Annotated in this window: 22 protein-coding genes; 17 read left to right on the forward strand and 5 right to left on the reverse strand. The window is 58.2% G+C overall.

The genetic code is table 11. From position 1 onward, the window contains the following. Positions 1 to 30 precede the first annotated feature (30 nt). Positions 31 to 1545 (forward strand): membrane-bound lytic murein transglycosylase MltF, encoded by a 1515-nt coding sequence (gene mltF / locus CLH62_RS14415; protein ID WP_099618904.1) that lies wholly within the window; start codon positions 31 to 33, stop codon positions 1543 to 1545. A gap of 26 nt (positions 1546 to 1571) precedes the next feature. Here the strand turns inward: mltF and CLH62_RS14420 are convergent, their stop codons facing one another. After that, positions 1572 to 2042: a regulatory protein RecX gene (locus tag CLH62_RS14420; RefSeq protein ID WP_099618905.1), complete on the reverse strand. Its 471-nt coding sequence runs from the start codon at positions 2040 to 2042 to the stop codon at positions 1572 to 1574. A gap of 174 nt (positions 2043 to 2216) precedes the next feature. Here CLH62_RS14420 and CLH62_RS14425 point away from each other — a divergent pair, with 174 nt between their 5' ends. After that, on the forward strand, positions 2217 to 4682 hold the full coding sequence (locus tag CLH62_RS14425) for a DUF349 domain-containing protein (protein ID WP_099618906.1): 2466 nt from the start codon (positions 2217 to 2219) through the stop codon (positions 4680 to 4682). A 13-nt stretch (positions 4683 to 4695) separates the two neighbouring features. Here CLH62_RS14425 and CLH62_RS14430 read toward each other — a convergent pair whose 3' ends face one another. Beyond that, positions 4696 to 4959 carry a late competence development ComFB family protein gene (locus CLH62_RS14430; RefSeq protein ID WP_099618907.1) on the reverse strand — a complete coding sequence of 88 codons (264 nt, stop codon included), beginning with the start codon at positions 4957 to 4959 and terminating at the stop codon, positions 4696 to 4698. 189 nt (positions 4960 to 5148) lie between these two features. Between CLH62_RS14430 and CLH62_RS14435 the strand changes: the two genes are divergently transcribed. From CLH62_RS14435 to CLH62_RS14450, 4 genes are all read left to right on the forward strand, one after another. After that, positions 5149 to 6357: an acetyl-CoA C-acetyltransferase gene (locus CLH62_RS14435; protein WP_099618908.1), complete on the forward strand. Its 1209-nt coding sequence runs from the start codon at positions 5149 to 5151 to the stop codon at positions 6355 to 6357. Positions 6358 to 6390: 33 nt separating this feature from the next. Beyond that, on the forward strand, positions 6391 to 8541 hold the full coding sequence (locus tag CLH62_RS14440; RefSeq protein ID WP_099618909.1) for a 3-hydroxyacyl-CoA dehydrogenase NAD-binding domain-containing protein: 2151 nt from the start codon (positions 6391 to 6393) through the stop codon (positions 8539 to 8541). 246 nt (positions 8542 to 8787) lie between these two features. Further along, positions 8788 to 10959, forward strand: coding sequence for a carboxy terminal-processing peptidase (locus CLH62_RS14445; protein WP_099618910.1), 2172 nt, complete (start codon positions 8788 to 8790; stop codon positions 10957 to 10959). A gap of 26 nt (positions 10960 to 10985) precedes the next feature. Further along, positions 10986 to 11786, forward strand: coding sequence for a helix-turn-helix domain-containing protein (locus CLH62_RS14450; RefSeq protein ID WP_099618911.1), 801 nt, complete (start codon positions 10986 to 10988; stop codon positions 11784 to 11786). On the opposite strand, the gene mtnA is transcribed toward CLH62_RS14450, so the two are convergent. Beyond that, positions 11775 to 12839, reverse strand: a complete 1065-nt coding sequence (gene mtnA / locus CLH62_RS14455) for an S-methyl-5-thioribose-1-phosphate isomerase (RefSeq protein WP_099618912.1) — start codon at positions 12837 to 12839, stop codon at positions 11775 to 11777. The genes CLH62_RS14450 and mtnA overlap by 12 nt on opposite strands. 111 nt (positions 12840 to 12950) lie before the next feature. On the opposite strand from mtnA, the gene CLH62_RS14460 reads away from it, so the two are divergent. The 8 genes from CLH62_RS14460 to rdgC are packed head-to-tail and all read left to right on the forward strand — an operon-like array spanning position 12951 to position 18731. Continuing rightward, a complete protein-coding gene (locus tag CLH62_RS14460) occupies positions 12951 to 14288 on the forward strand; it encodes a TRZ/ATZ family hydrolase (protein WP_099618913.1) in 1338 nt (445 codons plus the stop codon). Positions 14289 to 14323: 35 nt separating this feature from the next. Next, positions 14324 to 15040, forward strand: coding sequence for a bifunctional 2-polyprenyl-6-hydroxyphenol methylase/3-demethylubiquinol 3-O-methyltransferase UbiG (ubiG, locus tag CLH62_RS14465; protein WP_099618914.1), 717 nt, complete (start codon positions 14324 to 14326; stop codon positions 15038 to 15040). Next, complete coding sequence (gph, locus tag CLH62_RS14470) at positions 15015 to 15713, forward strand: phosphoglycolate phosphatase (protein WP_099619476.1); 699 nt, start codon at positions 15015 to 15017, stop codon at positions 15711 to 15713. Before ubiG ends, gph begins: the two co-directional genes overlap by 26 nt. A gap of 58 nt (positions 15714 to 15771) precedes the next feature. Then, the gene (locus CLH62_RS14475; RefSeq protein ID WP_099618915.1) at positions 15772 to 16521 is read left to right on the forward strand and encodes a YciK family oxidoreductase; all 750 of its coding nucleotides are present in this window, start codon (positions 15772 to 15774) and stop codon (positions 16519 to 16521) included. Beyond that, positions 16521 to 16754 (forward strand): glutaredoxin family protein, encoded by a 234-nt coding sequence (locus CLH62_RS14480; RefSeq protein ID WP_099618916.1) that lies wholly within the window; start codon positions 16521 to 16523, stop codon positions 16752 to 16754. Before CLH62_RS14475 ends, CLH62_RS14480 begins: the two co-directional genes overlap by 1 nt. A gap of 12 nt (positions 16755 to 16766) precedes the next feature. After that, positions 16767 to 17537 (forward strand): peroxide stress protein YaaA, encoded by a 771-nt coding sequence (yaaA, locus tag CLH62_RS14485; protein WP_099618917.1) that lies wholly within the window; start codon positions 16767 to 16769, stop codon positions 17535 to 17537. A gap of 47 nt (positions 17538 to 17584) precedes the next feature. Further along, entirely contained in the window at positions 17585 to 17785 is a 201-nt protein-coding gene (locus CLH62_RS14490; RefSeq protein ID WP_099618918.1) for a DUF2788 domain-containing protein, read from the forward strand. A 19-nt stretch (positions 17786 to 17804) separates the two neighbouring features. After that, complete coding sequence (rdgC, locus tag CLH62_RS14495; RefSeq protein ID WP_099618919.1) at positions 17805 to 18731, forward strand: recombination-associated protein RdgC; 927 nt, start codon at positions 17805 to 17807, stop codon at positions 18729 to 18731. A 17-nt stretch (positions 18732 to 18748) separates the two neighbouring features. Here the strand turns inward: rdgC and CLH62_RS14500 are convergent, their stop codons facing one another. After that, complete coding sequence (locus tag CLH62_RS14500) at positions 18749 to 21493, reverse strand: bifunctional acetate--CoA ligase family protein/GNAT family N-acetyltransferase (protein WP_099618920.1); 2745 nt, start codon at positions 21491 to 21493, stop codon at positions 18749 to 18751. Positions 21494 to 21701: 208 nt separating this feature from the next. Between CLH62_RS14500 and CLH62_RS14505 the strand changes: the two genes are divergently transcribed. Continuing rightward, positions 21702 to 22628 (forward strand): histone deacetylase family protein, encoded by a 927-nt coding sequence (locus CLH62_RS14505; protein ID WP_099618921.1) that lies wholly within the window; start codon positions 21702 to 21704, stop codon positions 22626 to 22628. Positions 22629 to 22634: 6 nt separating this feature from the next. On the opposite strand, the gene CLH62_RS14510 is transcribed toward CLH62_RS14505, so the two are convergent. Further along, complete coding sequence (locus tag CLH62_RS14510) at positions 22635 to 23525, reverse strand: flagellar protein MotY (protein ID WP_228152864.1); 891 nt, start codon at positions 23523 to 23525, stop codon at positions 22635 to 22637. A 218-nt stretch (positions 23526 to 23743) separates the two neighbouring features. On the opposite strand from CLH62_RS14510, the gene pyrC reads away from it, so the two are divergent. Together pyrC and rnt are read left to right on the forward strand one after the other, a co-directional pair. After that, complete coding sequence (gene pyrC / locus CLH62_RS14515) at positions 23744 to 24775, forward strand: dihydroorotase (protein ID WP_099618923.1); 1032 nt, start codon at positions 23744 to 23746, stop codon at positions 24773 to 24775. A 43-nt stretch (positions 24776 to 24818) separates the two neighbouring features. Continuing rightward, the gene (gene rnt / locus CLH62_RS14520; RefSeq protein ID WP_099618924.1) at positions 24819 to 25475 is read left to right on the forward strand and encodes a ribonuclease T; all 657 of its coding nucleotides are present in this window, start codon (positions 24819 to 24821) and stop codon (positions 25473 to 25475) included. The last annotated feature ends 19 nt before the right edge of the window (positions 25476 to 25494 follow it).

Below are 25494 nucleotides of genomic sequence, written 5' to 3' on the forward strand. Positions count from 1 at the left end.
GATGATCCAGCTGTAACGGAGACCAAGGATTTGTCGAGATTTCGTACTGCGATAGCAGGCGCACCCGCCAGGACGCTACTTCTCCTTGGTGTTGCCCTCATCATTACAGGTTGCTCACAACCCACTACCCTTCAGGAAATTCGTGAAGAGGGTGTCCTGCATGTGATTACTCGGGTCGCGCCGTCCATCTATATTGAAGAAGAGGGCGGGCCGACCGGTTACGACTATGAGCTGGCAAAACTCTTTGCCGAGGAACTGGGTGTAAAACTGAGAATTCGCGTCGCCGGAGACAATACGGAAATTCTCTCTGTTCTGACGCAAAATTACGCCCATATCGGCATGGCGGGGCTTTCAAACCAAACAGCGATTTCTGGCGAATACCACACGGTACCGACGGGCATTACGGCTCAATCAGTGCTGATCTACAACCGGGATGTTGAGCGTCCGGAATCTCTGGCGGATCTGGCAGGAAAAACTGTCCATGTCGTTGCGGACAGCAATCATGAGCAGCGCCTTTCTCAAGCTCAGTCAGACCTCCCCAAACTTCAGTGGCAGGTCCATCCTGGCCTTGATGCTGCTGGCGTCCTCAGCAGGGTGGAAAGCGGCGAATTCCGGTATGCAATCATTTCGTCCAACGTACTTGAGATGAACCAGGTCTTTTACCCCATGGTGAAAGAGGCCTTTGCCATGGGAGACCCCCGGGAGCTGGCCTGGTTTTTCCCCGCCGCACAGGACGAGTCATTGGCCAGGGCCGCCGAAAAGTTTCTGGAAAAGCTCAGGGTTAATGGCATCCTGGCCCAGATTTCCGAGCGCTTTTACGGGCATCTGGACCGACTGAACTACGTCGGCGCCCGCACGTTTATGCACCACGTGAAAAGCCGACTGCCAAAATACGAGCCACTGTTTCGGGAATACGCCAAGGAATACAAGATTGACTGGAGGCTGCTTGCCGCCATCGGCTACCAGGAATCACACTGGCGTCCCAACGCCGTTTCACCTACTGGCGTGCGTGGCCTGATGATGCTGACCCGCAACACCGCCAGTCACATCGGTATCAATAACCGGCTGGATGCCGAAGAAAGCATTCAGGGCGGCGCCAAGTATTTCAGAATAGTGCATGAAAAGATTCCGGAGCGAATTCCGGAACCTGACCGGAGCTGGTTTGCCCTGGCCTCCTACAATGTGGGCTTCGGGCATCTGGAAGACGCCAGGCGCCTGACGGAAAGCGCCGGGAAGGATCCTGACCGGTGGATGGACGTCAAGGAATTCCTGCCCCTGCTTGCCCAGAAGGAGTGGTACACAAAGACTCGCTTTGGCTACGCCAGGGGCAATGAGCCTGTGGTTTACGTTCAGAACATCCGGCGCTACTACGACGTACTGGCGCGCCTCCACGAACCGGGCACCACCCCCCCCGCGAAAAAACCGCAACTGGTCCACATGGAGGGGAAGGAGGCAAAAGACGCTCCACCCAATGGCTCGCAAGCGGGCTCAGAGCTCAGGGCGGCTCTGCCACCGGAACTGGGTGTGATACCACCCACCCTCTGACCTTCAAGCTGCAACGTTGCGGGAGGTCAGGGTGACCGAGCTTCAAGGGCGCATTCAACCTGACTGGCGGAAAACCCTCGCCGATTCAGAAAGCGCGCCTGGCGAACCTTCTCATTCCAGTCTTCACTTAGATCCGCCAGACCAAATCGCTTCTCCCTTAAACCGATCGCCTTCTGATTCCAGTCCTCGTCCGTCATTTCCTCCAGGCAGTCCGGACTGCTGTGAACCCCGCGTTGCTGGAGCTCCCCAAGAATTCGCAAGGGCCCATAACCGAGGTCCATTCGCTGGCGGGCATAGATATCGGCAAAGCGGTTGTCGTCGAGCCAGCCTTCGCCCTCATATTCGTCGAGCACAGACTCGATAATGTCGCCCGGGACTTTCCTCTGACGGAGTTTCAGGCTCAATTCCATACGGCTGTGCTCCCGCCTGGCCAGAAGCCGGAGGGCCGTTGCCCGGGCCCTATACTCCTGATCGTCCTGATTTTCCTGTTTTGCCATACAGACCCTTTCCGCATACGCATACAAAACGCTAGACTAGCCGCGAATTTCTCCAGCTGGCCAGACAGACTGGCCGGCGCAACTACCCGGCATCCACACCCGGGCGCCGATGGCCGGTGGCGGCTTAACTTTGCCCGACACCGTGAACTGGTTTCAATACCAAAGGATACTCATATGGCCGCGTTCATCCAGAAACTGTTCAAATCCCGCAAGACACCCGATGCTGCCCCGAAAAGCCGGAAAGCCCCCCAACCTGCCCCGGTCGAGCAGGAAGACACGCGGGCCACGCAGAGAGAGGAGCAGCTCAGAACGATGGAAGGCTCCCCGTCACAGGATGTCCTGGCAAAAATAGCAATTGAGGGTGCAACGGCTGACATTCGCCAGACGGCCGCCAGCCGGTTGACGGAAGAAAGTAGCCTGCAACAGGTTCAGAAGCAGGCCAAGGGCAAAGACAAAGGAGTTTATCAGACCGTAAAACTGACGCTCCAGAAACTGCGGGAAGAACAGGCCCGCCTGGAAGGTATCAACCAGACCATTGCCACTCTCATCAGGCACGCCCGGGACCAGGCACGGAGTGACGACACCAAACTCTACGAAGCCCGGCTGGAATCCTTGTTGAAGCACTGGTCAGAGGTGGAAAACCATGCCTCACCCGAACAGGCCCAGACTTTCCTGGAGGCGGTTCATCGTTGCAAGGAGCGGGTAGCTGCCACCCAGTCCGCAGCCGAGGACGAGAAACGCCAGCGCGAGCAGGCATTGCAGCGCCGGGAAACCCTGAACATGCTGACCGGCACCCTGGACGAGCTCAAGGCGCAGTCGCCAGAGACCCTGCCTTCGCAAGCGTCACTGGATGCCCTGCAAAAGACCCAGGAAAACCGGTGGCTTGAGGCCACCCGGGATACCTCAGTCGAAAAGCAGGAGCAGAAAACCTACGAGACCGCCATGCTCGCCCTGCGCAATTACCTGAGTGCGGTGAAACGCATCAACCAGGAGCGGGAAACGATAGCCGAGCTCGGGGCGGTCCTCGACAGCCAGGAGGACACATCCGAGGATCAGCGTGCCCGGGCAAAAACACTGATCCAGGAAATCAGTTGGCCGGAAGGCTACCCCAGCCCGGCACTGCTTGAGCCGCTCCGGAAACTGGCTGGAAAGCGCACGCCCCCCGTTGAAGCCCCGGCAGACCAGGAACGACAAAAAGCCCTGGCAGTCCGCCTGCAAAGCGATTTGCAACAATTGGAAGAGGCGCTTGAGGCAAAACAGCTCAAAGAATCGAAACAGTTGTTCAAGACGGCCCAGCAGCACCTACGGGATCTTGATCATCGCCACGGCAAACCATTCCAGGCCCGGATGCAGCTGTTGACCGGCCAATTGAGAGAGCTTTCCGACTGGCAGGGCTTTGCTACAGAGCCAAAGCAGATTGTTCTGTGCGAACAGATGGAATACCTGGCCAACCAGCCGATGGACCCGGAAGCCAAGGCGGAACGGATCAAGGAGTTGCAGAACGAGTGGCGGGAACTGGGCGGGTCTTCTGACCGCAGCCTGTGGTCCCGTTTCAAGGCGGCGTCGGACAAAGCCTACGAACCCTGCAAAGCCTATTTCTCGGCAAAATCCGGGTTAAAAAAGGCGAACCTGGAGAAACGATCCGCCATTTGCGAGCAATTGGAAACGTTCCTGGACAATGCCGACTGGTCTTCCATTGACTGGAAAGCCGCCGAGCGCATTCACCAGACCGCCCGACAGGAATGGAAGGATGCCTGGCCGGTGGAGTTCCGGGACAACCGGCAGGTTCAGAAGCGGTTCGACGATCTGCTAAAAAGGCTGGAAGCCCCGCTGGATGAGGAGCGCCGCAAAAACGAAGGTCTGAAACAGGAGATTGTCCAGCAAGCGCAGGCACTGGTTGATTTCGAACCCCTCCAGGATGCCATGAATCAGGCCAAGGCACTGCAAACCGACTGGCAGGCCATTGGTATTACCCGCCACCGGGAAGACCGGAAACTCTGGCAGGCTTTCCGAAAGGCCTGCGACCAGATATTCGCCCGCCGGGATGCCGAGCGCACTGAACACCAGCAGGCCTCCCGAGCCGCTGACGAGTCGGCACAAGCCAGCCTGCAGAAATCAGCCGAGGTGACTGGCGCCAGTGACGAGCAGACAATAACAACAGCAGTAACAGGACTCCGGGAAATTAATGCCTCTGCCCTGTCCAAAAGCGTCAGAGAGCAGCTCCAGCAGGAAAAACAGCGATTGGCCCAGATTCTGTCCAGCCTGCAATTGCGGTCAAAAATGGAGTCCTGGCAGTCGCTTGTGCTCGCTGCGGCAACCGGTGAAGCGGTGACAGAGGCAGCCCCGGACCATTGGCCTGCACTGGCAGACGCTTCGTACGCCCAGGACCCGACGGAATTGGTGATCCGCGCAGAAATCCTGTGCGGCGTGCCATCACCGGACTCAGACCAGCAACGCCGAATGGAAATTCAGGTGCAGCGCCTGGCCGATGGAATGGGTTCCTCGGATAGCGGCGGCGATCAGCTCAACGACGTCGAAAAGCTGGTAGCAAACTGGTGCCTCGCCGGCACTCGTTCAGCCGAGGATCGCAAACTGGCGGAGCGCCTGAATGGTGCACTTTCCAACCTGATCAACTCGTAAGCAGACAAACCGGTTACTCTCGCTGGTGCTCCCGGACAAATTCCCTGGCGTCTTTCACGGCGGCCAGGGATTTCTGTTTCATCTCCTTCAATTCCTCATCCGCCAGATAGAACATCATATCGATGGAATGGCGGTAATAGCGCGTGGGCAGGCGGTTTAGCGCCACACACATCACATCAGTCAGATAGTCTGCGGAATCAGTATCCTCACGAGTCGCGTCGATCGCGTCCGCCACCAGCCGTTCATAGAAATTGTCGATTGCATCTCGCAGAGACATGGCACACGCCTCCTGAATTCATCTGCGGTTATTAACTACCTTAGAAGCCACACCACCGCTTGTCATGGATCCTGAGCAATTTCGCCAATGCGATTGGCAGCCCGCGTCATTACACCCTGCAGCTGCAACCGGCTATGGTTATGTTATGGGTAAAAAAATCTCGAAACAAACATCACCAGAGGACATGCAATGACCACCGAGGCGTATATCTTCGATGCAGTCCGCACCCCCAGAGGGCGCGGAAAAAAAGACGGATCACTCCACAGCGTCAAACCCATCACGCTGCTGACCACCGTGCTCCACGCGCTGCAGGAGAGAAACAGCCTGGACACGGCCCAGGTCGACGACATTGTCATGGGCTGCGTGACAGCCGTTGGTGATCAGGGCGCAGATATCGCCAAAACCGCAGCGCTTGCCGCAGACTGGGACGAAAAGGTGGCCGGGGTCACCCTGAACCGTTTCTGCGCCTCGGGGCTCGAAGCAGTCAACCTGGCGGCGATGAAGGTTCGTTCCGGCTGGGAAGATATGGTGGTTGCCGGTGGCGTAGAAGCCATGTCCCGGGTACCGATGGGCTCGGACGGCGGGGCCTGGGCTACCGATCCGGAGACCAACCTGCACACCGGCTTTATGCCCCAGGGCATCGGTGCCGACCTGATCGCCACCCTCGAAGGCTTCAGCCGTATGGATGTGGACGCCTTTGCAGTGAAATCCCAGCAAAAAGCTGCCAACGCCTGGCAAAACGGCTACTTCGGAAAATCCATTATTCCAGTCACCGACCAGAACGGTGTGGTGATTCTCGATCGTGACGAGCATGTGCGCGGCAACACCACCGTTGAGTCCCTGTCTGGCCTCAGGCCCTCGTTCCAGATGATGGGCGAAATGGGCTTCGACGGTGTCGCCCGGGAAAAATACCACTACGTGGAGAAGATCAACCACGTGCACCACGCAGGCAACTCCTCAGGTATTGTTGACGGCGCCACCGCCATGCTGATTGGCAGCGAAGCCAAGGGGAAGGCTATGGGCCTGAAGCCCCGTGCCCGCATCGTCGCCACCGCCGTCACCAGCACAGACCCCACCATCATGCTCACCGGCCCTGCCCCGGCAGCCCGCAAGGCGCTGGGCAAGGCGGGCATGACCGCAGACCAGATCGACCTGTTTGAAGTAAACGAAGCCTTCGCCTCTGTAGTGATGCGCTTCCAGCGGGAACTCTCGGTTCCCGATGAAAAAGTGAACGTGAACGGCGGCGCCATCGCCATGGGCCACCCGTTGGGTGCCACCGGCGCCATGATTCTCGGCACCCTGCTGGATGAGCTGGAACGCCGCGAATTGCGCTTCGGCCTGGCGACCCTGTGCGTGGGTGGCGGCATGGGTATTGCCACCATCATCGAGCGCGTCTGAACCCGTCCACTTTTTCTTTAAGGAGAACCGATTATGAGTGCCATCCGTTATGAACTGGGTTCAGATCAGATCCTGACCCTCACCATCGACATGCCCGGACAGTCCGCCAACACCATGAATGCGGCGTTCCGGGACGCTCTCTCGGACACCGCCGCGAAGGTCAAAGGTGATCTGGACAACATCCGGGGTGTGATCGTTACCTCGGCCAAGAAAACCTTTTTTGCCGGTGGCGACCTGAAAGAGTTGCACAAGGTCACCCGGGAAGACGCTAAAACCTTTGAAGATATGGTCAACGCCCTGAAAGCCGATATGCGCTTCCTTGAGACCAGCGGCAAACCGGTGGTTGCCGCCATCAACGGTACCGCCCTTGGCGGCGGGCTCGAGGTTGCCCTGGCGTGCCATTACCGTATTGCCATTAACGATGACAGCATCCAGCTGGGCCTGCCGGAAGTGACCCTGGGACTATTGCCAGGCGGTGGCGGCACCCAGCGACTGCCCCGGATGATTGGTCTGGAGGCCGCCTTCCCATTCCTGATGGAGGGCAAGAAGGTAAACCCGAAAACCGCCCTGAAGGCCGGCATTGTCGACGAGCTGGCAGATTCTGCCGATGACATGATCACCAAGGCCCGGGCGTTCATCGATGCCAATCCGAAATGTCAGCAGCCATGGGATCAGAAAGGCTTCAAATTCCCCGGCGGCGCGCCTCATCATCCCGCTATGGCCCAGAAACTGGCCATCGCCCCTGCCATGCTGAAGCAGAAAACCAAAGGCTGCTACCCGGCGCCGGAGCGCATCCTCAGCGCTGCGGTGGAAGGCGCCCAGGTGGATTTCGACAACGGCAGCCTGATCGAGACCCGGTACTTTGCCGAACTGGTGATTGGCCCGGTCGCCAAGAACATGACCGGGACCTTCTGGTTCCAGCTGAACGCCATCAAGGCCGGTGGTAGCCGCCCGGAGGGCGTCGACAAGGAAACCTTCCGCAAGGTCGGTGTGCTTGGTGCCGGCATGATGGGCGCAGGCATAGCCTACTCTACGGCCACCCGCGGCATTGAGGTGGTTCTTAAAGATGTCTCCGTGGAAAACGCCGAGAAAGGCAAAAGTTATTCGGAGAAACTGCTGGCCAAGAAAGTTAGCCGTGGCCGAATGACCGAAGAGCAGAAGGCGGAGATTCTTGGCCGCATCACGGCCACCGGCTCGGCTGAAGATCTTGCAGGCTGCGATCTGGTCATTGAAGCCGTATTTGAGGACAGCGAGCTGAAGGCCAAAGTAACCCGGGAGGCGGAACCCAAGTTGGTAAACAATGGCATCTTTGCCTCCAACACTTCCACCATCCCCATCTCCCAGCTTGCCGGAGCCTCAGCAAGACCGGAAAACTTTATCGGCCTGCATTTCTTCTCACCGGTGGACAAAATGCAGCTGGTGGAGATCATTGTCGGTGAACACACCTCCGATGAAACCCTGGCGCGTTCGTTCGACTACGTTCAGCAGATCGGCAAGATCCCGGTGGTGGTGAATGACAGCCGGGGCTTCTTCACCTCCCGGGTATTCGGCACCTTCGTCAACGAAGGCATCTGCATGCTCGGCGAAGGCATTCATCCCTCCAGTATTGAAAATGCCGGGCTACTGGCGGGCATGCCGGTGGGGCCACTGGCAATTTCCGACGAAGTCAGCATGACCCTGATGCAGCACATCCGGGACCAGAGCAAAAAAGACACCGAGGCTGCAGGCGGCAGCTGGAACGCCCACCCGGCAGAAGCGGTGATTGACGCAATGGTTAACGAGCATGGTCGCAAAGGCAAAGCGGCAGGAGCCGGCTTCTACGACTACCCCGCCGACGGCAAGAAACACTTGTGGCCAGAGCTGGAGAATCTGTTTGTCGATGCGGAGAAGGCACGAAATGTCAGACTCCAGGAACTCAAGGACCGGATCCTGTTCATCCAGGCCATTGAAACCGTCCGTTGTCTGGAGGAAGGCGTTCTGCGTACCATCGAAGACGCCAACATCGGCAGTATTTTCGGAATCGGCTATGCGCCCTGGACCGGTGGCGCCATACAGTTCATTAATCAGTACGGTGTGAGATCGTTCACCGAGCGGGCGACAGAACTCTCCACCACCTATGGCGAGCGTTTTGCGCCACCCAAACTGCTACTGGAGAGAGCCGAGAGCAACTCGCCTTTCGTCTGAGGCCATCGCGCCGGGAGGCATGACACCGCTTCCCGGCGCTATCACTGCCAAAATCCACGCCTGGTCTGCCCGCCACCAAAGGCTTTCCGGTTACCAACCTGCCGGCTTCATGGACAGATTGTCACGAACCGATACGTGCTGGCTATGGCAACGGGTGTAGCGCTTGCCTACAATAAATTTATTCGCTCACGGTCAGATAAGCGTCTATACCGTGCTTTTCTGCCCAACACCGTCAGGTATGCATTTATGACCATTGCGGAAAGAATTATGGCCCGTCGCTCTCCGGCACAGAATATCCGGACAGGAGCATGCAAGGCGATCGCGGTTGCGCTACTGCTCTCGACGCCACTGGGATTGCAGGCCAAAGCCGACTCTCCATCGATCTACGAGCCGGTCGCGCCCACTATCGAGCAGGCACGGGCCAACATCCTGATTGCCCGTCAGCTGCAGTTTACCCATTTCCGTGATCTGGGCATCAGCGATGAGCTGTCCGGCGATGTGTTTGATTCTTACCTGGATTATCTGGATGGCCAGCGAATCTACCTCACCAAGGCGGACATCCAGAAGTTCGAGCAGATCAAAGGTCAGTTGGGTTCAGCCCTGAAAACCGGCCAGTTACAGCCCGGCTTCGATATTTACAATCTGGTCCAGCAGCGCATCATTGAGCGACTGCAGTTTGCAATTAACGTGATCGACGATGGCATCGACAAGCTGGACTTCTCTGAAAACGAGCGCATTCTCGTCGATCGCTCAGAAGCGGACTGGGTGCCTGATGCCCAGGCCCTGGACGAACTCTGGCGCAAGCGAATCAAGAACGCCGTCCTTGCACAGCGGCTCAGTGGTACTGAGGACGATGCCATCGAGGAAACGCTGCTTCGTCGTTACGAAGGACAGCTAAAGCGCGCTTACCAGGCCCGCAGCGAGGATGCGTTCCAGGCCTATATGAACGCGTTTACCGGCATGTGGGACCCACACACCTCTTATTTTTCGCCGCGCACATCCGAAAACTTCAACATCAACATGAGCCTTTCCCTGGAAGGAATCGGAGCGGTTCTGCAGTCAGACAACGAATACACCAAGGTGGTCCGACTGGTCCCCGGCGGGCCCGCGTCCAAGCAGGGCCAACTACAACCGGCAGACCGGATTGTCGCGGTGTCCCAGGAAGATGAAAAGCCCGTGAATGTCATCGGCTGGCGCCTTGACGAAGTCGTGGACCTGATCCGCGGCCCAAGAAACTCTACCGTAACCCTGGAAGTTATTCCGGCCACAGCCTCTGATGAAACCATGACCAAAACCATCGCCATCAAACGGGATGAGGTGAAACTGGAAGAGCAAAGCGCCAGCAAAGACACCCTCCAACTGGAACGGGGCGGTAAGGAATACACCATTGGCGTTGTCACCATCCCCACTTTCTACGCTGATTTCCAGGCCATGCAGGCCGGTGATCCGAACTACAAGAGCACAACAAGGGATGTTCGCAAGCTGATTTCCGAGCTCGAAGCGGAAGGCGTTAACGGTCTGGTAATTGATCTTCGCAACAACGGCGGCGGCGCCCTGCATGAAGCCAATGACCTGGTTGGTCTGTTTATCGACAAAGGCCCAACCGTGCAGATTCGCAACGCCAACAACGACGTGCAGGTACTCAACGATGAGGATCCATCGGTTGCTTATGACGGCCCTCTGGTGGTTCTGACCAACCGAATGAGTGCCTCCGCTTCCGAGATCTTTGCTGGAGCTATTCAGGACTATGGCCGTGGGCTGGTGGTTGGCTCGCAAACATTCGGCAAAGGGACAGTGCAAGCCGTCAGGCCGCTAAACCATGGCCAGCTCAAGATTACCCAGTCGAAGTTCTACCGGGTATCCGGCGGTTCGACCCAGCACAAGGGGGTTATCCCGGATATCGAGATTCCGTCCCGCATCGACAAGACCCGGATCGGTGAAGACGCCCTCGATCATGCCCTTCCCTGGGACCAGATTGAGGCCGTACCTCACACCCGTTACTACGATTTCAGCGGAATTATTGATGAGCTTCGCAAGCGTCATGAAGAGCGCTTCTCGACAAACCCCGAGTTCAGTCTTTTGCAACAGGAGATCAACTTCCTGTCAGAACAGCGGGCGACAGACAGCGTCAGCCTTAATCAGGAAGAACGCCGCGAGCAGCACAAACAGGTTGAGCGTACCCGCCTGGCGATTGCCAATGCCCGCCGGGAGCTTAAAGGAGAGCTGCCGTTCGAATCGCTGGACGATCTTGAAGACTGGCAGGACCAGCAGGCCGCCGACCTGAATTCAACCGATGAAGAACTCGATTTTGTCATTCGGGAAGGTGGCCACATTATGGCGGATATGCTGGACCTGGATAGCCGCATGGCGTCTATGCTGACCCCGCAGCAGTTTGCCGCCCAGGCGCCGGCCAGGTAAGCGGCAGCAAAAAGCCACCAGCTCCCATGACTGAAAGCGGCGACAGCGGAAAGGCCAACCGGCAAAAGGCTCGAATGCTCCAGGACATGCTCCTGGACGCCCTTCATGCCATGCGCTCCCTGGAAGAGGTTGAGGATCTTGAAAAACCGGCATCCCGGGAGCGGACACAAGAGGGTCTCATTGACCGCCTGGCCAGCCTGACTGGCTCAGCGCTCCGTTTTGGGGTCAAGGCCACCGACACTTCCCTCCGGGTTGGCCGGGCCCTGATCAATTCCCAGGATCAGCTTCGGGCCATGCTGACCGCAGGCCAATCCTTGAAGGACATCCGGGAGGTGGCCGGTCTGACCGTGTCGGAAATGAGTGAGGCCCTGAACCTCCGGGACAAGTCAGTCCTGGAAGCGATTGAAAACGGCACCACCACCCTCTCCTTCGAACTGATCCTAAGGCTCGCTGCCCTCATCGCGCGGAACGACCCCATTCCGTTCATTATGCGCACCACCCGCAACTACAACCCCGAGGTCTGGCAACTGCTGAATGACTGGGGTGTGGCAAGGCTGCCGCTGCAATTCGAGCGTGAGCGGGAATTCATCAATATCTTCCGCCGCCATGACGATGCCCGGACGCTTTCAGACGAAGGTTTCCAAAAGGTACTGGAGTTCACCCGCCACAGTTTCGAGATGTCCCTGCACTTTGTGGAAGAACAGGAACGGCAGGTGGAGGAACTGCGTGCGGCTTACGAGGGAAAGGAGCCCACTGAGCCCGAACAGCCTGAAAAGCACCCAGCTGCCAGGAAGCGTTCATCGGGCAAGAACCCCTCAGCCGAATAGTGCCCGCATACCGGTAATATTCGGGTTATGCACCACCCCCTTTTCGGTAACGATGGCATCTATCAGGCTGGCCGGCGTTACATCAAACACCGGGTTAAAGACCTTTACGCCTTCCGGCGCCAGCCGAATTCCCCGGATCTCCCGTACTTCCAGGCCGTCTCGCTCTTCAATGGGGATGTCCGCGCCCGAGGCCAGAGACATATCCACGGTGCTGGAAGGCGCCACCACCATGAAGCCCACTTTGTGATGGCGGGCCAGGACCGCCAGGCTGTAGGTGCCAATCTTGTTGGCGACATCACCGTTGGCAGTGATGCGGTCCGCACCCACAATGACCCATCGCACGTCTCCCCGGGCCATGATCGCCGCCGCCGCACCATCGGCATTCAGGGTGACGGGGATACCATCCCGGGTTAGCTCCCAGGCGGTCAGGCGGCTGCCCTGGAGCCAGGGCCGGGTTTCATCGGCAAAAACCTCCTTCAGCAGCTTTTTCTCGTTCAGCCGACGGATAACTCCCAGAGCTGTACCGTAGCCCCCCGTGGCCAGGGCGCCGGTGTTGCAGTGAGTTAGTACCGATATGGGTTTGTCCGGCGCCATGAATTCCACGGCATGGTCTGCCATCGCAAAATTGGCGGCGAGATCTTCCTGGTGAATCGTCACCGCCTCTTTGGCCAGCCGTTTTACCGCCTCGTCAAGGGAATGGCATTCGTGAAAAACCTGTTCCATGCGCTGCAACGCCCAGAACAGATTGACCGCCGTCGGGCGAGACGCCGCAAGTTCACGGATGGACTGTTTGATTTCCGCCTTCCAGTCACCACCACCAGCGTGCCGTGCTGCCAGAGCAACCCCGTAAGCCGCGCTGATACCAATGGCTGGAGCGCCGCGAACCACCATATCCCGAATGCTCTGCGCCACACCGACTGCGCCTTCAAGGGTGATCCAGTGCTCCTCCCCTGGCAGCAGACGCTGGTCCAGCAATTCCAGACTGTTGCCGTGCCAGCGGATTGCAACGGTGCCAACACCATGTTCAGAAGACGGTTTCGGGGTTTCTGCCATAATAAATGCTCCGGTTTTGCAGCGCTGAAAAGCGCCAGTATAACGGTTATACTTCCGGGCTACATTTCCATAGCGCGGCGGCACCGCGCCAACCGCTGTAAGGCAGGCTTAATGACGGCAGATACCATCACCGCAGCCGATATCCGCATCAACGCACGCTGGCTGATCCCAATTGAACCGGCGGGCGCGGTTCTCAAGAACCAGGCAGTGATCATTCAGGGAACACGGATTGTTGCGGTCACACCTCAGGAGCAGGCAGACCGGGAATTCAGAACCCGTGAAACGGTTGATCTGCCATATCATGTGGTCATGCCTGGCCTGATCAATATGCACGGCCATGCGGCAATGACACTCTTCAGAGGCATGGCGGATGACCTTCCGCTGATGACTTGGCTGAATGATCATATCTGGCCGGCCGAGGGTCGTTTCATCAGCAAACAGTTTGTTGCTGACGGTACCCAACTGGCCATGGCCGAAATGCTACGCACAGGCACCACCACTTTCTCGGACATGTACTTCTTTCCCGAGATAGCCGCCCAGGTCGCCCACGACGCGGGTATTCGCGCCCAGATCTGTTTTCCGCTGCTGGACTTCCCCACCTCCTGGGGTTCCGGGCCGGAGGAGTATCTGAGTAAGGGTCGAGCGTTTATCGACACCTGGAAGGCCGATGACTACATCATGCCAGCCATTGGCCCCCATGCGCCCTATACGGTGTCAGACGGCCCCATGGCCGAAGCGGTCCGGCTGTCAGAAGACACCGGCGCGCGGATCCAGATACACTTGCACGAAACGGCTTTCGAGGTGACCGAGGCCAGTGAAAAACTTGGCAAGCGACCAACAGCCCGGCTGGCAGAGCTTGGCGTGTTGCGCCCGGAGACCCAGTGCGTGCATATGACCCAGATCGACGACAGCGATATCAGCCTGCTGCAACAGTCCGGGGCACAGGTTATCCATTGCCCGGAATCCAACCTGAAGCTGGCCAGCGGCCTGTGCCCGGTCCAGAAACTCATTGATAGCGGAGTAAACGTTGCTATTGGTACCGACGGTGCCGCCAGCAATAACGATCTGGACCTGTTTGGCGAACTGCGCACTGCCGCCATGGTGGCCAAGGTTGTGGCCGGGGATGCGGCGGCGCTATCTGCCCACAAGGCCCTTGAGATGGCCACTATTAACGGCGCGCGGGCGCTTGGCAGGGATCACGAGCTGGGCTCCCTGATTTCGGGCAAACTGGCCGACATCATTGCCATTGACCTGAGCGATCCGTTCCTTCAGCCGGTTTATGACCCCGCCTCCCATCTCGTTTACAGCAACCACGGCCGGTCAGTAAGCCATAGCTGGATAAACGGCGTACCACAAGTACAGGATGGCCGGCTTACCCGAATTGATGTCGCCGATCTCATGCTTCGGGTCGATGACTGGGCCGGGCGAATCCGCGAACAGGCTGACTAACCGATTTTCTATTGATTCACCAGGCAGAACCAACCATGACCAATCAGAACGTAGACCGGAACGAAATCGCCAAGTTTGAGGCCCTGGCCAGCCGCTGGTGGGACCCGTCGAGCGAGTTCAAGCCGCTGCACGACATCAACCCCCTGCGCCTGAACTACATTGACGAGCGGGTATCCCTGGCTGGCAAGCGAGCGCTGGATGTCGGCTGCGGCGGTGGGCTGCTGTCCGAGGGCATGGCACAACGCGGTGCCCACGTTACCGGCATCGACATGGGTGAGGCGCCACTCTCCGTGGCGCGACTGCACGGAATGGAAACCGGCGTGAAGGTGGATTATTGCCAGATCACCGTCGAAGAACTGGCACTGGAAAGCGAACATGCCGGCCAGTACGACGTGGTCACCTGCCTGGAAATGCTGGAGCACGTGCCAGACCCGGCATCGGTGATCAGGGCCTGTGCCACCATGCTCAAGCCCGGCGGCCATCTGTTCGTCTCGACGATCAACCGCAATCCCAAGTCATTCCTGTTTGCCATTGTTGGCGCGGAATACGTGCTCGGGCTGCTTCCCAAGGGAACCCACGAGTGGAAGAAATTTATCCGGCCTTCGGAAATGTCCGATCACCTGCGCCACGCAGGGCTGGATGTCCGGGAACTCACCGGAATGACCTACAACCCGGTCACCAAGGTCTACAAGCTGGGCCGGGATGTGGATGTGAACTACCTGATGCATGCCAGGGATATTCGTGAAGCCTGAAATCTCTCCCAAAACATTGCCTGAAACCTCAGCTGTCCTGTTTGATCTGGACGGAACGCTGATCGACACGGCACCGGATTTTATCCGCTGCCTGAACCAGCTGCGCGAACTGCACGGCCTGCCCGCCCTGCCCCCGGAACACATTCGCCGCTCCGTCTCAAACGGGGCCCGGGCGATGATCCGGGTGGGTTTCGGACTGGAACCGGACCACCCCGATTACCTGGAAAAGCACACTGCGTTCCTGGATCTCTACGAAACGGGCGTGGCGGTTGAAACCACCCTGTTTGAGGGGGTGGATGAGCTCCTGAAAACCCTGGAAGCGCGGGGAATACCCTGGGGCATTGTCACAAACAAGCCAGCCAGATTCGCCGTACCGTTAATCCAGGCGCTAGGTCTGGCAGACCGTTGCGCGGCGCTGGTCTGCCCGGATCATGTCGCCCAACGCAAGCCCCACCCCGAAGCGTTGATTCTGGCCTGCCAGCAGATGGGCACGGAGCCTGGCACAGGCATTTATGTGGGCGACCACGAGCGTGATATCGAAGCCGGGCGTAATGCCGGCATGAAAACCATTGCAGTACGTTACGGCTACATCGAGCAGCCGGAGACCATTGATCTGTGGCAAGCCGACCTTATTGCAGACACCGTCACGGACCTGGCAAAGCTGTTACAATAGTCGACCAAATTTAGGATCCGGTTTCGAAACCGGTAACAGCCTGACACGGAGACAGGTTATGCATGATTACCAAGCACCCGCCGATCTTCTGAAAGACCGTATCGTGATGGTTACGGGTGCCGGAAGTGGCATTGGCAGGGCTGCCGCGAAAGCCTTTGCAGCCCATGGTGCGACCGTAGTACTTGTGGGCCGCACTGTCAGCAAGCTGGAAACAGTCTACGACGAAATCGAGGCCGCTGGTCACCCGAAGCCTGCGATTGTACCCATGAACTTTGAAGGGGCCGCGGTCAAGGATTACGAAGAGCTAGCGATGACCCTTGAGGACAACTTCGGTCAGCTGGATGGTCTGCTGCACAACGCTGCCATTCTGGGCGACCGCAGCCCGGTGGAACTCTACGATCCGGAAACCTGGAACAAGGTCATGCATGTTAACGCCACGGCCCCTTTCCTGCTCAGCCGGGCGATGATTCCCCTGTTGCGCAAGTCCGACGCTGCCTCGGTGATTTTCACCTCCTCCGGCGTCGGCCGGAAGGCCAAAGCCTACTGGGGCGCCTACGCCGTATCCAAGTTCGCAGTCGAAGGCCTGAGTCAGTTGCTGTCGGAAGAGCTGGACGATGAACGCCACAATGTTCGGGTGAACAGTCTGAACCCGGGCGCCACCCGTACCAACATGAGAGCTCGCGCCTATCCGGCGGAGAATCCACAGCAAAATCCGGCACCGGAAGACCTGATGCCGATTTACCTGTATCTCATGGGTAAGGACAGCCTGGGCGTTAACGGCCAGCAACTCGACGCACAACCAAAGTAATGGAACTGCTTTTCTATACAACAGCCCAGTGCCATTTGTGCGATTTAGCCGAAGCCCTACTAGTGAATGCGCCCATGCCGAAGCCGGTACCGGTAGATGTAGTGGACATTGCCCAGTCTGAAGAGCTGGTTGAGCGTTATGGCACCCGCATCCCGGTGCTGCGCCGTAACGACACCGGTGCGGAACTGGACTGGCCGTTTACCAGGGATGAATTGCTCACATTCCTGCAATGAGGATTGCCTGACATGTTGATGGTTATTTCCCCTGCCAAGACACTGGATTACGAAAGCCCGCTGGCGACAGACAAGGTCACCCAGCCGGACTTTCTTGACAACGCCTGTGAGCTGGTGGACCAGCTCAAGGAACTGGAACCGCACCAGATCAGCAACCTGATGGGCATCAGCGACAAGCTGGGCCAGCTGAACGCAGAGCGTTTCCGGAACTGGCACACACCGTTTACCCCCGAGAACGCCCGCCAGGCCATTCTGGCGTTCAAGGGTGATGTTTATACCGGTCTGGATGCCGAAAGTTTCAGTGAGCCGGATTTTGAGTTTGCCCAGCAACACCTGCGAATGCTGTCCGGACTCTACGGCGTGCTGAAACCACTGGACCTGATGCAGCCCTACCGGCTGGAGATGGGTACCCGGTTCGAGAACAGCCGCGGCAAGGATCTTTACGCGTTCTGGGGCAGCAGGATCACAGATGAGATCAACCGACTGCTGGCAGGCGACGACGGCGTACTCGTTAACCTTGCTTCCAATGAATATTTCAAAAGTGTAAAGAAAAAAGACCTTGAAGGCCGGCTGATTACCCCCCAATTCAAGGACTGGAAGAATGGTCAGTACAAGATGATCAGCTTCTATGCCAAGAAAGCCCGCGGCCTGATGTGCAGATACGCCATTCAGAACCGCATCACACAAGCCGACGACCTGAAGGGATTCAACCTAGAAGGCTACTACTTCAGCGAAGACCAATCCGATAAGAACAACTGGGTTTTCCTGCGGGATGAACACTAGGGAGTTGACCTGAGGCTCCCTGATCCAAGTTGATATCGGAGTAAGCAATGAATGAAGCAGTTTTTTCCCAGATCGCCATGCTGGTGTTTCTGACCGGCCTTATTGTCTGGATGGGTGTCATCGTCTGGGATCTGGCCAAAAAATCACAGGCAGGAAAGTTCGGCACGATCGCCCTGTTTACCGTACTGGGTGCCGGTGTTGTCGGCTTTATTGTCAAAACCGTACTCGTAGAGATCATGCAAATATGAAAGACAAGGACCAGGCCTGATGTGGTTTCGCAATGCCCGCGTATTCCGTTTTACCAAACCGTTTGATATCTCCGCCGAAGAGCTCCAGGAAAAGCTCCAGGCCGACACTTTCAAGCCCTGCGGCCCCCAGGAAACCAGCCGCCAGGGTTGGGTACCGCCGCTGGGCAAGCATGGTGACCAGCTGGTTCACAGCGCCAACGGGTACCATCTGATTGCTCTGCGCAAGGAAGAGAAAATTCTTCCCGGCCCGGTGGTCAAGGAAGCGGTGGAGGAGAAAGCGGAAGCCATTGAGTTTGAGCAGGGCCGCAAGGTTCGCCGCAAGGAAAGGGACGAGATCAAGGAACAGGTGATGCTGGAGATGTTGCCACAGGCGTTCTCCAAAAACCGTCGCTGCTTTGCCTATCTCGCACCACAGGACGGCGTGCTGGTGGTTGACGCCGGCTCCGCGAAACAGGCCGAAGATCTGGCTTCAACCCTGCGTAAGAGCCTGGGCTCGCTACCGGTTCGCCCACCCGCCGTGGAGCAGGCTCCCGCCTTCACCCTTACCGGCTGGCTGAACGAATCCATTGATTTGCCTGGCACCGTGGTTCTGGGCAGTGAGTGCGAACTGAAAGATCCGTCCGAGGACGGCGGTGTCGTGCGTTGCAAAGGCCTGGACTTGAAAGCGGACGAAATCCGCAATCATCTGGACGCTGGCATGCAAGTCACCAAACTGTCCCTCACCTGGGATGACAACGTCTCGTTTGTACTGGATGAGGAACTGGGCATCCGCCGTCTGAAATTTGGCGAAACCCTGCAGGACCAGCTCGACGACGTCGATGTGGACGACGCAGTGGCCAAGTTCGACGCGGCCTTCACCCTGATGACCCTGGAACTGTCCAGGCTTATTCCGGGACTGCTGGAGGCACTGGGCGGTGAAGACCGCTCGGCGATTGTCGAAGAGTAAACTGAACAGAGCGCCCCTCAATGGGCGCTCTTTCCCAACCGCTCGCGCTGCCAGTCCTTTTCCGGTTCATTCAGAACCAGCCGAAGATCCATCACTTCCTCTTCCGTGTTGAACCTGATCTCGAAACCCAGATGTTCCGCCAGCTGCAGCATCGGGCGATTGTCCGGCAGCACGTTCCCGACCATTTCCATGGTGCCCCGGGCACGGCAGTAGTCGATCATCTTCTGCATCAGTGCAACGCCAAGGCCTTCGCCCTTCATTTTGTCGTGCACCATCACCGCAAACTCGCATTGCAGGTTGTCTGCGTCGGTCCAGGTTCGCACAGTGCCCAGAGTTTCCTCGCCCTCACCATCTTCCCGGGGTGCGTTGGCGATAAACACCATTTCCCGGTCATAGTCGATCTGCACCATCTGCGCCACATCCTCCCGGGAGAAGTGCTTACGGTACTGGAAGAATCGGTAGCGAATGGATTCGGGTGACTGCAGCTCGTGGAAAGCCCGGTGGGCGGGCTCGTCTTCGGCCAGTACCGGCCGGAGAATCACCCGCCGACCGGATTTTGGCAGCACAATCCACTCCTCGAGTTCCCTCGGGTATGGCTGGATAATCGGCCGGCCGGGCTTGTCGGCCAGGTTGATGGCGATGTTCACCGCCACGGCACCCTGCTCGTTGAACAGCAGCGGCGCGATCTCCAGGCCCTGGATCTCCGGAATGTCGATCACGATCTGGGACAGCGTCACCAGGGTTTCAGAAACCGCACGGATATCCTCTTCCGGCTTCAGGCTATGCTCCTTGAGCAGCTTATACATATAGGTGCGGCGCAGGAGTTCTCGCGCCAGCACCATGTTCAGGGGTGGCAGCGCGATCTGCCGGTCGGTCATTACATTGATCTGGGCACCGGCGGCACCACAGACCACCAGGGGGCCGAACAGGACGTCCCGGGTGATGCCCACGCTAAACTCGATACCACCCACATGCTGGTAGGAACGCTGCACCGCAAACCCGAGAAACCCGCTCTCCGGAAAATGGGTCTGGTACTCATCCATCAGGAAGCGGCAGGAATCCATGATGGCCGCCTCGCTGTTCAACTTCTGGACGGTGCCCTTGTAGCGCCGCTGGGTCGGGCTCAGATCCAGAAACGGATGGCAGGCCTGCTCATGAATGATGGTGATGTCGATGGGCCGGCGCTCAACCGCAAAAGCCTCCAACACCTCCTCCATGTCATCACAATAGATTGTATTGATGGTATTGATGCCGTAATCCCTTACCAGATCCCGGGCTTCCCGGTTCGACAGGTGATGGCGACCGGAACGCAAAGCATTCACCACCACCCGCCGGGTGTGCGTCCGGTCGGCGAAATGATCGGTAAAGGATTCCGGGGTTTCCGTCAGCAGCCGCTGGACCCGCTGATGGCGGACATGCTGCATGAAGGCCATGACCGCCTTCTCCGGGTTGAAGAACGACGGCAATCCCGCACGATAAAACTCCTCCCGGGCATCCATGACCGTGCTCTGGCCCAGCCAGCAGGTGAATACATTCAGCCGGGTGCCCTTGGAAGCCTGCACCACCGCATCGGCAATCTGCAGGCTGTCTTCGGTCAGGCTGGGCGCGTACATCACCAGCACATTGGCTACTTCCGGATCCTTGGCCAGAATCTTGATGGCCTTTCCATAGAGCTCCGGAGACGCATCGTAGTTAAGATCAATAGGGTTTTTGCGCGTCCAGTATGGCGGCAGCAGCTCTGCAAGAGCCTCGATACTGGATTCCGATAGATCCGCCAGCTCGCCGCCCAGATCCGCCAGCCGGTCGACCGCCAGCACGCCGGGGCCGACGCCATTGGCCATGATCGCCAGAGTTTCCCTCCGCAACGGACGCATACGGGTCAGGGTTTCCAGGGCGTCAAACATCTGCCCCAGGCCATCAACGCGCAGCACACCGGCACGCTGAAGCATGGCGTCGTAGATGGGGTCGCTGCGTTTGAGGCCGGCAGGCAACTGATGGGGGAACCACTCGGATTCCGGCACGCGGCCGGATTTCACGGCAATCACCGGTTTGGTACGGGAGGCAACCCGGACCGCCGACATGAAACGCCGGGCGTTGGGAATGTTCTCGATATGCAGAAGAATGGCCCGGGTCTGGGTGTCCTGAGCGAGATAGTCGATCAGATCGTCGTGATCGATGTCCATGCCATCGCCGAGGGTCAGGAAATAGGAAAACCCGACACCCCGGGCGAAGGCCCAATCAATCACCGAACTGGCAATGGTGCCAGACTGACCAACGAAGGCGACTTTTCCCGGGATCGCCCCCATGTGGGCATAGGTGGCGTTCAGACTGCGAGCCGGAACCATCAGGCCAATGGTGTTGGGGCCAAGGACCCGTATACCGGTTTCGCGGGCGGCTTCCCGGACTGAATACATCAGGGGCTGCCCGGTTTTACTGTGGGTACGGGACATACCACCGGTCATCACAATGGCGGTTCGAACACCCGCCTCCCCGAGCCGCTTGATAGTCTTGGCAACAGTGTCTGGCGGAGTACAGACAATCGCCAGATCCGGGGAAAACTCCATTTTGGAGACTTTCTTGACGCAAGGTACCCCGTGAACGTTGTCGTAATCGTTCTGGTTAACCACCAGCAAGCGTCCGGGATAACCGCCTCCCATAAGGTTCCTCAGCACCATGCCGCCAAGGTTATCCCCCCGTTCCGACGCACCAATCACCACAATGGATGCGGGGTTGAACAGGCTTTCCAGATACCGGGTACTCAAGCTGACTCTCCTCACTGTCTGGCCCGGGGCCAGTTGGGTAATAAACGTAATAAAACAGGTTACTTATGGGTGCATCCCTTATCTTAGGCGCTGATCCGCCGATGTGAAATGACTATCGCCCCTATAAGACCAAAGAAACACGGCACCCTGTGGTTTTCCCTGATAAGCTTGGAGAAAATATAAGCATATCGAAGGCAGCCAGAGACGTATGACCACGGCATTCTTTTCCCACGATGACTTCATGAGACACAACATGGGCCCGGAGCATCCGGAAAGCCCGGAGCGACTTGCGGCCATCATCAGTTATCTGGCGGATACTGGCCTGGATCAGAAGCTCGATTGGGTCCGGCCGGAAGAAATCACTCGTGATCAGTTACTGATGGTGCACCCGGAGAATTACCTGCACCAGCTCGACCTGATGCAACCTACCCGGGGCCGGGTGTTTACCGACCCGGACACCGCCATGATGCCTGATACTCTTCGCGCCGCCCGCCTGGCCGCCGGTGCCAACGTCCAGGCCGTGGATATGGTGATGAGCAGTCAGGTGACTAATGCGTTTGTTTGCGCACGCCCGCCTGGCCATCATGCCGAGCGGGCCAAGTCCATGGGGTTCTGTTTCTACAACAACGTCGCTCTGGCCGCCATGCGCGCCCTCACCTTCCACCACCTTGAGCGGGTCGCGATCATCGATTTTGACGTGCACCAGGGCAACGGTACGGTGGATATTGTCAGTGGTGATGAGCGAATCCTGATGTGCTCCAGCTTCCAGCATCCGTTCTACCCCCACTCCCACGTGCACCGGCAAGCGGACAACATTGTCAATATTCCGATTGAAGCGAATTGTTCCCCGGAAGAGTACCGGAAGCTGGTGGAAGCGGGCTGGTTGAAGCGCCTGAACGACTTCAAGCCGCAGCTGGTCCTGATTTCAGCCGGCTTCGACGCTCACCGGCTGGATCCGATGGCGGAGCTGAATCTGGATACCGAAGATTATCGCTGGCTGACAGAGATGATTGTGGCCGTCGCCCACGAACACAGTAACGACCGGATTATTTCGACACTGGAAGGCGGGTACCACCTCCGGGCTCTTGCGGAGAGCGTGAATGCCCACCTGGAAGTGCTGGATTCGGTTTACTGATCCCGGCTAACCCAGCGGATCCCCGCCGTAGCCGTTAGCCTGTTGGAGTTCCGGCTGGTCACCGGCCCTCTGCAGGCGGATGTTGGTGCGGCGGTTATCAGCGGGGCGGTTAGAGACCGGGTACTGGTCACCGTGGGCCCGGACAGTAATCATGTTTTCGGCAATCCCCCGGGCCTTGAGATAATCCGCCACCACATTGGCCCGATCTTCCGAGAGGGCCCGGTTGTTGATCCGGCTGCCAATACTGTCACTGTGGCCATCCACGAAAATCCGTTCCACTGTCGAATCCGCCGTCACGTAGGACACGATATTGTCCAGCAACCTCCTGTCTCCATCTGACAACTGGGTACTGCCACTGGCAAACGGAATGCGCGAGCGGCGAATCTGGTCAAAGTTCACCGGCAGGAGGTTGGAAGTACAGCGCTGATAACGCTGATACTCGCCAGAGAAATTGATGTTGGACACCTGCACCCGCACCGGCCGGCCGTCAAACCAGGATTCCCGTGTAACGGTGGGACGCATGCCATCAAGCAGGCCGCGGGCCAGCACAAAGGCCTGGCGGGTATCCAGGGAAACCTGGCGGCGACCATCCGAGACGTTCACCGTTCCCAAGGGCCGCGGCGCCACGCCCGGGCGCCAGGATGGCGCTTCTACTACCAGGCTACCCCGCCCCGGGCGCATCAGCGGCGATTCAGACTCCAGGAAGAACGAGAGGTTTTCTCCGGCACGATGATGGAAGACCGCTCGCCCATAACCGGGCACTTCGTGCACCAGGCGACATTCGAAAACCGACTCGGCCAGGTACCACTGGCTATTTTCAATACCAGCACCATAGCTTGCAGCGTCGCCGTTCGCGGGCAAAAATGCGCCCAGAAAGCAGATAGCCAGCAAAGTCATCGGATTGTTTCGGGGACGGAATCCCATATCGTTAGCCATCGGTATCAGGGAGTTAAAAGACTCTGGGTATTTAACGGCCTTCGCCCGTGTTTCTTTAGCCCCCCAGGCGAAAACAATCGCCGGCACCTTCTGGTATAATTCGCCAAATTTTTCCGGGCCCTTCTTTATCAGCCCCGTTTTCGGCCCCGGCCTCGCCAAAGGTATTGCGGACAACTGCCATGACTGATCAGCTTACTCTTATCCGACCCGACGACTGGCACCTCCATGTTCGGGACGGCGATATCCTGAGGGACGTTGTGCCTGCCACTGCAGCCTGTTTCGGGCGGGCCATCATCATGCCCAACCTGGTGCCACCAGTGATAACCGCAGCGGATGCCACCGCCTACCGGGATCGGGTTCTCGCGGCCGCCAACGGCACCGGTTTTGAACCATTGATGACCCTGTACCTGACTGAAAGCACTACACCTGAAGCTATCCGGGAGGCCAAAGCGGCCGGCATTGTGGCCGCAAAGCTTTACCCGGCCGGTGCCACCACCAATTCCGCCTCAGGCGTGAAGGACATACGCAACATCTACCCGGTTCTGGAGGCCATGGCAGCCTGCGGCATGCTACTTCTGGTGCACGGCGAGGTGACCGATGCCGAGATCGATATCTTTGACCGGGAGAAGGTTTTTCTGGAGCGGGTTCTGGCCCCGACCCTGGAAGCGTTCCCGAACCTCAGAGTGGTACTTGAGCACATCACCACAGCGGATTCGGCGGAATTTGTCCGGCAGCACAGCGGCGATAACCTTGGCGCTACCCTGACCCCCCAGCATCTGATGTATAACCGCAACCACATGCTGGTGGGCGGAATTCGCCCGCACCTTTACTGCCTGCCAATCCTCAAACGCAGTCGCCATCAGCAGGCCCTGCGGGATGCCGTTGCCAGCGGTGACAGACGCTTCTTCCTGGGTACCGATTCGGCACCCCACGCAAAAGATCGCAAGGAAGCAGCCTGCGGCTGTGCCGGGTGTTACTCGGCTTATGGCGCCATCGGCCTGTACGCGGACATCTTCGAAGAGTTGGGCATCCTCGACAGACTCGAGGCCTTTGCCAGCTTCAACGGTGCCGATTTTTACGGGTTGCCACGCAATACCGACACCATCGCCCTGGTTCGTGAGCCCTGGACCATGCCTGCGGAACTGCCATTAGCCGATGGCACCATTGTGCCTCTGAAGGCCGGTGAAACTGTTCACTGGCAACTGGCGTAAACATAGCTGATTTTTTTCACACACGGCCAAGACCGGAGTTTGAGTGACTGACGAAAACAAACCACCACACCCGATGTCCCGCCGTTTCCGCGGCTTTCTGCCCGTTGTTGTCGATGTGGAAACAGCCGGCTTCAACCCCGAGCGAGACGCATTACTGGAAGTGGCAGCCGTAATCCTGACCATGGATGACGACGGCTGGGTGCGCCGCACCGAAACCCACGTTCAGCAGATTGACCCCTTTGAAGGCGCCAACCTGGAGCAGTCCGCCCTGGACTTCACCGGCATTGACCCCTGGAATCCGGAACGGGAAGCGGTGCCCGAGCGGGAGGGCCTGAGCGAAATCTTCAACCCGATCCGTAAGGCCGTCAAAAACCATGACTGCAAACGGGCGGTCCTGGTCGGTCACAACGCCACCTTTGACCACAACTTCATATTTGCAGCCGCACTGCGTTCCGACATCCGGCGCAATCCGTTCCACCCCTTTTCGACCTTCGACACCGCTACCCTGGCGGGCCTCGCCTACGGCCACACCGTACTGGCCCAGGCCTGCAAGCTGGCCGGTATCCCGTTCAACAATAAAGAAGCCCACTCAGCCGCGTACGATGCCGAGAAAACCGCAGACCTGTTCTGCGGCATTGTGAATCGCTGGAAGGAACTGGGCGGCTTTCCGCCTCCCCTGATCCCGGAAGAGACTGAGTAACAGCCACAAAAAAACCCGC

Source organism: Marinobacter guineae, assembly GCF_002744735.1.
Classification (GTDB): Bacteria; Pseudomonadota; Gammaproteobacteria; order Pseudomonadales; family Oleiphilaceae; genus Marinobacter; species Marinobacter guineae.